Annotated in this window: 8 protein-coding genes; 3 read left to right on the top strand and 5 right to left on the bottom strand. The window is 75.2% G+C overall.

The window, feature by feature from the left end; all coding sequences use genetic code 11:
- Nucleotides 1-217: 217 nt before the first annotated feature.
- Nucleotides 218-562, bottom strand: a complete 345-nt coding sequence (locus ACFY0O_RS15800) for a hypothetical protein (protein WP_358895558.1) — start codon at nt 560-562, stop codon at nt 218-220.
- Between the two features lie 74 nt (nt 563-636).
- On the bottom strand, nt 637-1,194 hold the full coding sequence (locus tag ACFY0O_RS15795; protein ID WP_388947261.1) for an NADPH-dependent FMN reductase: 558 nt from the start codon (nt 1,192-1,194) through the stop codon (nt 637-639).
- A 135-nt stretch (nt 1,195-1,329) separates the two neighbouring features.
- On the opposite strand from ACFY0O_RS15795, the gene ACFY0O_RS15790 reads away from it, so the two are divergent.
- Both ACFY0O_RS15790 and ACFY0O_RS15785 read left to right on the top strand, forming a co-directional pair.
- Nucleotides 1,330-1,812: a MarR family winged helix-turn-helix transcriptional regulator gene (locus ACFY0O_RS15790; protein ID WP_388947260.1), complete on the top strand. Its 483-nt coding sequence runs from the start codon at nt 1,330-1,332 to the stop codon at nt 1,810-1,812.
- A 9-nt stretch (nt 1,813-1,821) separates the two neighbouring features.
- Nucleotides 1,822-2,361: an SMI1/KNR4 family protein gene (locus ACFY0O_RS15785; RefSeq protein WP_388947259.1), complete on the top strand. Its 540-nt coding sequence runs from the start codon at nt 1,822-1,824 to the stop codon at nt 2,359-2,361.
- Nucleotides 2,362-2,365: 4 nt separating this feature from the next.
- On the opposite strand, the gene ACFY0O_RS15780 is transcribed toward ACFY0O_RS15785, so the two are convergent.
- From ACFY0O_RS15780 to ACFY0O_RS15770, 3 genes are read right to left on the bottom strand one after another with little or no spacing between them, the layout of a single operon-like run.
- Entirely contained in the window at nt 2,366-3,697 is a 1,332-nt protein-coding gene (locus ACFY0O_RS15780) for an AAA domain-containing protein (RefSeq protein ID WP_388947258.1), read from the bottom strand.
- Nucleotides 3,694-5,277 (bottom strand): hypothetical protein, encoded by a 1,584-nt coding sequence (locus ACFY0O_RS15775; protein ID WP_388947257.1) that lies wholly within the window; start codon nt 5,275-5,277, stop codon nt 3,694-3,696. Before ACFY0O_RS15775 ends, ACFY0O_RS15780 begins: the two co-directional genes overlap by 4 nt.
- Nucleotides 5,265-6,434, bottom strand: a complete 1,170-nt coding sequence (locus ACFY0O_RS15770; RefSeq protein WP_388947256.1) for a hypothetical protein — start codon at nt 6,432-6,434, stop codon at nt 5,265-5,267. The genes ACFY0O_RS15775 and ACFY0O_RS15770 overlap by 13 nt, the downstream gene beginning before the upstream one ends.
- A gap of 138 nt (nt 6,435-6,572) precedes the next feature.
- Between ACFY0O_RS15770 and ACFY0O_RS15765 the strand changes: the two genes are divergently transcribed.
- The gene (locus ACFY0O_RS15765) at nt 6,573-7,169 is read left to right on the top strand and encodes a histidine phosphatase family protein (protein ID WP_388947255.1); all 597 of its coding nucleotides are present in this window, start codon (nt 6,573-6,575) and stop codon (nt 7,167-7,169) included.
- Nucleotides 7,170-7,184 lie beyond the last annotated feature (15 nt).

Raw genomic sequence — 7,184 nt, 5'->3', positions numbered from 1 at the left:
GGCGGGACGGTCTGTCAAGGGTGGCCGAAGGCCATCGCGAAGCGACGCGACGAAGGAGCGCCCTTGACAGGCCGGCCCGACGCGGAAGGACGATGAGACTGACGGGAAAGCCCCAACCCCTCCCTGAGACCGCTGGGTGAGGCCCCGCCCTCCCCCCACCCCGCCAGGCCTTCGGGCGCTGTCCGACGGGCACGGGCGCCGCCCCCCCAGGGGGGGGTCAGAGCTCCGGCGGGATCCCGCGCTGGAGGTCCTCGCCGAACTCGATCATGCGGCGGGCGTAGTCCTCGGTCCACTCCGCCGCCTCGGCGATCGCGGACGGGGAGAGGCGGTCGAAGCGGCGGGGGTCGGCCAGCTGGGCCGCCGCCAGGGCCTGGAACTCCTCCGCCCGGTTCTGGGCGGCCCGGAAGGCCAGCGTCAGCTCGGTCGCGCGTGCCAGCAGCTCCCGCGGATCCTCGATCGACTCCAGGTCGAAGAAGTGCTCCGGGTCCGCGACGGCCTCCGAGGGCTCGAAGAGCAGCGGCGCCGGCCGCTGCCTCCGCTCGGTCCGCTCGGGCTCTGCCATGCGTGTCCTCCTGCGCGTGCGAAATTCCTCCGGGCCACCCTCCATTGTCCAACGCCTGGCAAGGGGGCCGGGCGTCACGCCGTCGCGGGCTCCTTCACCAGGGCGGCGATGTCGTCGAGCACGCCCGACACCTCGGCCGCCAGGCCCTCCGGCGCGGCGAAGCCGTCGGCGCCGAGGAGGCCGAGGACGCCGGGGACCGCCACCGAGCGGGCCGCGGGCACCATGCCGACCTGGGTGAGCACCGGCAGCAGCATCTCGGCGGCCGGGGCGCCGCCCGTGCCGCCCGCGCTGTAGCTGACGATGCCGACCGGCTTGCCCTGCCACTCGGCGTAGAGGAAGTCGACGGCGTTCTTGAAGGGGGCTGTGAAGCCGCCGTTGTACATCGGCAGGACGAACAGGAACGCCTCGGCCGGCTCGATGAGCGCGCTCCAGTCGCGGGTGTGCTGGTGGGCGTAGTTGCCGCTGGAGGGGAACTCCGGCTCGTCCAGGAACGGGAGGGCGACCTCGGCGAGGTCGACCGGGGTCACCTCGAAGGAGCCGTGGTCGCGGGCGAGGTCCGCCACCCAGCGGGCGAGCGGGCCGCCGGCGGAGGTGGGGCGGTGGGCGGCGTAGATGACGTGCAGGCGGGTCATGGGGTGAACTCCCGTTCGGTGCGGAGGTGATGGCGCGGAGCAGTCTTGTTGTTGATGTGTCACATAGACAAGTCGATGGTGCGTGATATGTCAACCAGGTAGGTGATGTATCACCAACCTGGTTAGGCTGCCCCCATGACCGAAGTGCCCGAGTCCGCCCACCCCCGCTGGCTCACCGAGTCCGAACAGGACGCCTGGTACGCCTGGCGCCGGATGTTCCCCCTCGTCAACGCCGAGATCGCCCGCGACCTCCACCAGGACAGCGCGCTCTCCGAAGCCGACTACGACGTCCTGTCGGTGCTCGGCTCCACCGACGGCCACCGCATGCGCATCACCGCGCTCGCCGGCCTGATGAGCTGGTCCCGCAGCCGGCTCTCCCACCAGCTCACCCGCATGGAACAGCGCGGCCTGGTACGCCGCGAGGAGGTCGCCTGCGACGGCCGGGGCGCGGAGGTGGTGCTCACCGGCGAGGGAGCGCACACGATCGCCGAGGCCGCGCCGAGGCACGTCGAGTCCGTACGGCGCCACCTGATCGACGTCCTGACGCCCGACCAGCTGCGCACCTTCGCCGAGGTCGGCGAAACCCTCCGCCGCCACTTCGGCGCCATCCGCAAATAGGTTCGCCCGATGACCGAGGACGAGGTGGCCGACGCCGAGCGCGAGCTCGGGATCCGCTTTCCCGACGAGTACCGCGCCTACCTGCGCGACGCCGCCGACGGGGCCGCCTACCGGGTGGTGCGGACGGAGGCGGGCTGGCGGTGGCCGGGCGACCGGCGCCTGCGGTCCGACCTGTTGTCCGTCCCCTTCCCGCACCCCGACTCCTACACGGAGGCGGACGCGGCGCTGTGCGCGCGCGAGCCCCGGCCCGCGGACTACCCGGACGAGGCCTCCCACCAGGCGGCCTGGGAGGCCTGGGACGCGGAATGCGAGGAGTTCGAGGAGTGGCGGACCGCGGGCGCCGTGCTCCTGGAGGAACACGGCTGCGGCTTCGCCACCCTGCTGGCGGTGACCGGTCCGCTGGCCGGGACCGTGTGGTGGGACGGCCGCGCCAGCTGCGACCTCATCGTTGCGCTGTCCCTCGACCACGAGGGCGGAGCCGGCCCGGTCACTTTCGCCGAGTGGCTAGGCCGCGACTCCTGGCACCTCCTCCCGCCCGGCTGGGGCTAACCCCCTACGGCCGCCAGGGGACGCGGTGTTCGGCCAGGTGGGAGAGGACCGAGTGGTTGGCCTCCCAGCCGTCGGGGAACTTGATGGTCGCGCCCAGCTGCACCGGCTCCGTGGACGGGTGGTCGTCCAGGAGTTCCGCTATGCCCGCCCGGGCCACCACCACGCAGGCGTGCCGGTGGCGGGAGGCCAGGACGCACAGGCGGCCCGTCTCCAGGTGGAAGGCGGTCGCGTCGGGGCGGCCCGACAGGGGGTGGAGGACCACCGTGAGGTCGTACTCGCGGCCCTGGAGGCGGTTCGCCGTGTCCACCGTGACGCCCGTGACGCCCAGGGCGCCCAGGGCCGAGCGGACGGCCGCCGCCTGGTCGCGGTGCGCGGTGCCCACCGCGATCCGGGACGGGGTCAGCGGTGCGGGGGCCGGGGACTGCTCGTCCGAGGTCACGGCCCCGCGGTCCAGCGCGCGGCGGACCACCAGCGCCACCGCCCCCACCGCCTCCGGGTCCGTGCGCGGGGTGTGCCGGGCGGGGAGCTCCAGCAGGCCCCAGCCCGCCTCCGCCGCCTCGTCCAGCACCCGGTCCGGGCCGGAGCCGTCCGACGGGACCCCGTACGCGAGCCGCCGCTCGCCCGGCCCGGTCCCGCTGCGGAACTGCGAGTACGGGTAGAAGGCGCGCGAGACCAGCGGCGCGGCCGTCGCCGGGAGCCGCCACGACACCGGGAGCCGGTGCTGCGGCAGCTGGGGGTTGTGGGCGAGGAGGGTGCTCACCGCCGAGGCGGAGGGGTCGTAGGACAGCCCGGCCCACTGCTCCGCGCCGACCACGCTGAACGGGTCCAGCTGCCCCGGGTCGCCCACGAACAGCGCCCGCTCGAACAGCCCGGCCACGGCCAGCAGCGCGTCGGAGCGCATCTGGTACGCCTCGTCGACGATCGCGTGCTCCCAGGGCTCCGCCTTCACGTAGGCCCACTTCGCGGCCGTGGAGATGGTGACGGGGAGTTCGGCGAGGTCGGCCGGCTTCGCGGAGAGGGTGACCGAAGGCAGCTCGCGCAGGGCGGGGTCGTAGGCGTCGGCGTCGCTGCTGTGCAGCCGGCCGACCTTCAGCTCCGGGTCCTTGGCGGCGAGCCGCAGCACCAGGTCGTCGACCTGCGCGTTGGTCTGCGCGACCACCATCAGCCGGCGCCCGGCCGCGGCCAGTTCCCGGGCCGCGCGCACCACGAGCGTCGACTTGCCGGCCCCGGGCGGGGAGTCGACGACCACGCCCCGCTCGGTGCCGTGCAGGGTGTCGTGGAGGATGGCGGCGGTCGCCCGGTCGGCGGCCGCGGCCGGGTCGAAGGCGGTGGTCACAGCAGGTCCTCGTCGGTCACGGAGTCCAGGGCGGGGGCGGTCGCGGATCCCGGCGGCCCGCCGTGCGTCCACGGGGTGTTCTCCGGGTCGGGCAGCTTCGGGCCGCCGCGGGCGTCGTGCTCGAACAGGGTCCAGCACAGCCGGTCGCCCTTCTCCGGCACCGAGCCCGCCACCGGTTCCCGGCCCGCGCCCATCTTGTCGAGGACCCGCAGCAGCAGCCGTCCGTCCTCCTCGCGGCCGGCGAACTCGAAGGTCTGCTGGCGCCCGTCCAGTGAGCGGAACACCTTGCCGCCGCCCTCCTCCGCGAGCTGCGGCCGGTCGTCGGTGGCCACCGTCAGCAGCGGGCGCGGGCGGGGCCGCTTGCCCTCGGTCCACTCCATCGTCACCTCGGTGACCTCACCGGCGAAGGCCTCGCCCGCGAAGCGCCGGTCCGCCATGACGAGCGGGTCGTCCAGGGCCTCCTGGGCGTCGAGGCGCACCTGTTCGGTCTCGCGCGTGGCGAGCTTCTGGGCGGCCGTCACCGCGTCGTCGCGGCGCGGCTGCGGCGGTTCGCCCGCGCGCACCCGGTCGCGGTGGCCGGTGAAGGACCAGCGGTCGCGGGTCCAGCGCTCCTCGGTCCGCTCGCCCGGCGGCAGGGTGCGCAGCAGGTCGATCGCCTCCCACGTCTGCCACCAGGTGTTCTCCATCTGGGTCAGGACCAGTCGGCGGACCGCCCGTTCGGCGAGCCGTGCGGCGTCCGTGTCCGCCTGGCGGTGCCGGGGCCCGCCCGCAGCGCGCGCGGCGTCGAACTTCGCGATCGCCGGGGCCAGCAGCCGGTTGTCGAAGGCGGGGTCGGTGGCCGGGCCGGCGGGCGGGCACAGCAGCTGCCCGTCCTGGTCCCGGCCGAGCTCCGTCCGCAGCGCCCACTCGGCGCCGGAGACCCCCTCGGGCGGGGCGATCCAGGCCAGCAGGGCGCCCAGGTGCTGGTCCTCCAGGTTGCTCTGGCCGGTCGCCCAGTGCCGGGAGAGCAGGTCGGTGGCGGCCAGCAGCATGGAGGAGCCGGGCACCCGGGAGCGTTCGGCGAGGTGGGTGAGCCAGCGGCCCAGCAGCGGGACCCGGGAGGGCGCCGGGTACGGGTTCTCGGGGTCCTCCTCGGCGGTCCGGCGGAACCGCATGGACCGGCCCAGCAGCCGTACGTACTCGATTCCGGCCCGGCTGGGGACGACGATCTGCGGTGCGTCCACGCACAGTTCGGCCTCGACCTTGGTCCGCTTGCCGGTCTCCGGGTCGGTCTCGGTCCGCTCGGCGGGCTCGACGACGTCCTCGTAGGCCTCGATGTAGGGCATCAGCAGCCGGGCCAGCTCGCCGAGGAACTCCCAGCGCAGGTCCCGGTCGCGGGGCTGCGGTATGACGAGGATCCGCGGGTCGTTGCGGTCGGTGCCGAGCATCGCCCCGAGCGGGGCCCCGGCCTCACCGGCGGTGGTCAGCGGGACGAGGACCAGCGGCTCGGCGCCCAGATGGCGGTGGCGTACGGTCGCCAGCGGCCGGGCGCGGCCCGCGCGGACCGCCTCCAGCCGGGCGAGGGTGCTCAGCAGGGGCATTCGGGGGTCTCCGGGGCCTGGTACGGGGGTCGGGCGGCGGCCTGCTCCAGGGCCTCGGCGCGCAGCCGGGCCGCCCGGTGCAGCGCGTCCGCGGTGGGGTCGCCGTCGGGGCCCGCGCCGGAGGCGGCGGCGAGGGCCTCCTCGATGGTGCCGAGGCCGCCCAGCTCGCCGCGTACGGACCGGCCGAGCGCGGCGGGCTCCCCGGCGGCGCGGGAGCGCTCGCGGCAGTGGAAGGCCAGCTCGCAGGCGGCGAGGCACTCGGGGGCGTAGGCGGCGGAGACCGCGGCGACGGCCTCGGTCAGCTCCCCGGCGGGGCGGGCGGGGTCGAAGCAGAGGTCATCGGGCAGGCCGGCGGCCAGGTCCTCGATCCGGGTCAGCCGTGCCAGCTGGCGGCGGGTGACGGCCCGTTCGCGGCGGACGTCGACCGCTTCGGCGGTGGGCAGGTTGGAGAAGTCCTTGGGGCAGACCAGCAGGACCCGGTGGTCGACCTCGGCCCCGGACAGCTTCGCGGCGGTCTGCTCCAGGGCCAGCACGTACACGGCGGCCTGCCGGGCGGCGGCGCCCACCTTCGCGGAGTCGGCGGCCCCGTCGATCATCGGGAACGACTTGATCTCCACGACGGTCCAGCGGCCGTCGGGGTGCACCACCACGGCGTCGGGCTCCAGGTAGGCGGGGGTGCCCGCCACCTCCAGGGCCAGCATCGGATGGTCCAGCAGGGTCCACGTCCGCGCGGCGGTGGCCTCGCGCAGGGCCAGCGCGGTCCGGGCCGCCCGGCCCTCCGGTCCGGCGGCGGTGAGGTCGGGCACCCGGGCGCCGGGCCCGGGCGGTTCGGCGCCGGCACCGAGGCGCTCGTGCACCAGGCGCAGCAGTTCGGCCCCGCCGTCGCCCTTGACCTTGGCCTCGAAGGAGTTCCCGCGGACGATCGCGAACTGGGACTGGCCGAAAGCGGCCGGTGAGCCGAGCGCCGCGGCCAGGGCCGTCTTGTCCACTCCGGCGCCGTCGAGGAGCGCCCGTCTGCCGCAGCCCGGGTTCGCGGCGAGCGCGGCGAGCGCCCGGGCGTCGAGCGGACGGGGCGGCACGGCGGGGCCGCGCAGGTCGGCGAGCCGCTGCCGCAGTGTCGTCGTCTGGGGCGGGCCGCTGGGCGGGTAGGAGCTCACGGGCGGAAGTGTCCCATCCGCCACTGACAATCGTGGACCTACGGCCGAAACGGACCGATTCTCGCCGCCGGGTGATGATGGGGGGACGACGGATTCGCGCAAGCCAGGGCGAACCACCACGGACCGGGAGAAACACAGATGGCCCCCCGCATCCTGCTGGCCCGCCACGGCCAGACGGCATGGTCCCTGCTCGGCAAGCACACCGGACGGACGGACGTGCCCCTGCTGGAGGAGGGCAGGCAGGGGGCCAAGCGGCTGGGCGAGCGGCTCGCCGGTGAGCCCTGGGCCCCGCTGCGCGGACTGGAGGTGCGCACCAGCCCGCTGGTCCGGGCGAGCGAGAGCTGCGATCTGGCGGGCTTCGGGGCGCAGGCCGAGCCCTGGGACACCCTCATGGAGTGGGACTACGGCGACTACGAGGGGATGACCCCGGCCGAGATCCAGGCGGTCCGGCCGGGCTGGCTGATCTGGCGCGACGGGGTGCCCGGCGGGGAGTCCGTCGCCGACATCGCGGGCCGCGCGGACGAGGTGGTCGCCTGGGCCCGCTCCGCCGAGCGGGACGTCCTGGTCTTCGCGCACGGCCACGTCCTGCGCACCCTCGCCGCCCGCTGGCTGGGCTTCGACGCCTCCTTCGGCGCCCGCATCCGCCTGGACCCGACCTCCCTGTCGGTCCTGGGCTGGGCGTACGGGGCGCCGGCCCTGGAACGCTGGAACGACACCGGGCACCTGGACGGGTGACCCTGCCCGGGCCGG

This window comes from Streptomyces sp. NPDC001594 (assembly GCF_042893675.1).
Taxonomy (GTDB): Bacteria; Actinomycetota; Actinomycetes; order Streptomycetales; family Streptomycetaceae; genus Streptomyces.
This window is presented reverse-complemented; position numbering and strand designations above follow the sequence as displayed.

Coding starts and splice junctions, on each gene's coding strand:
- ACFY0O_RS15800 (WP_358895558.1), bottom strand. CDS start 562: ATGGCAGAGCCCGAGCGGACCGAGCGGAGGCAGCGGCCGGCGCCGCTG.
- ACFY0O_RS15795 (WP_388947261.1), bottom strand. CDS start 1,194: ATGACCCGCCTGCACGTCATCTACGCCGCCCACCGCCCCACCTCCGCC.
- ACFY0O_RS15790 (WP_388947260.1), top strand. CDS start 1,330: ATGACCGAAGTGCCCGAGTCCGCCCACCCCCGCTGGCTCACCGAGTCC.
- ACFY0O_RS15785 (WP_388947259.1), top strand. CDS start 1,822: ATGACCGAGGACGAGGTGGCCGACGCCGAGCGCGAGCTCGGGATCCGC.
- ACFY0O_RS15775 (WP_388947257.1), bottom strand. CDS start 5,277: ATGCCCCTGCTGAGCACCCTCGCCCGGCTGGAGGCGGTCCGCGCGGGC.
- ACFY0O_RS15765 (WP_388947255.1), top strand. CDS start 6,573: ATGGCCCCCCGCATCCTGCTGGCCCGCCACGGCCAGACGGCATGGTCC.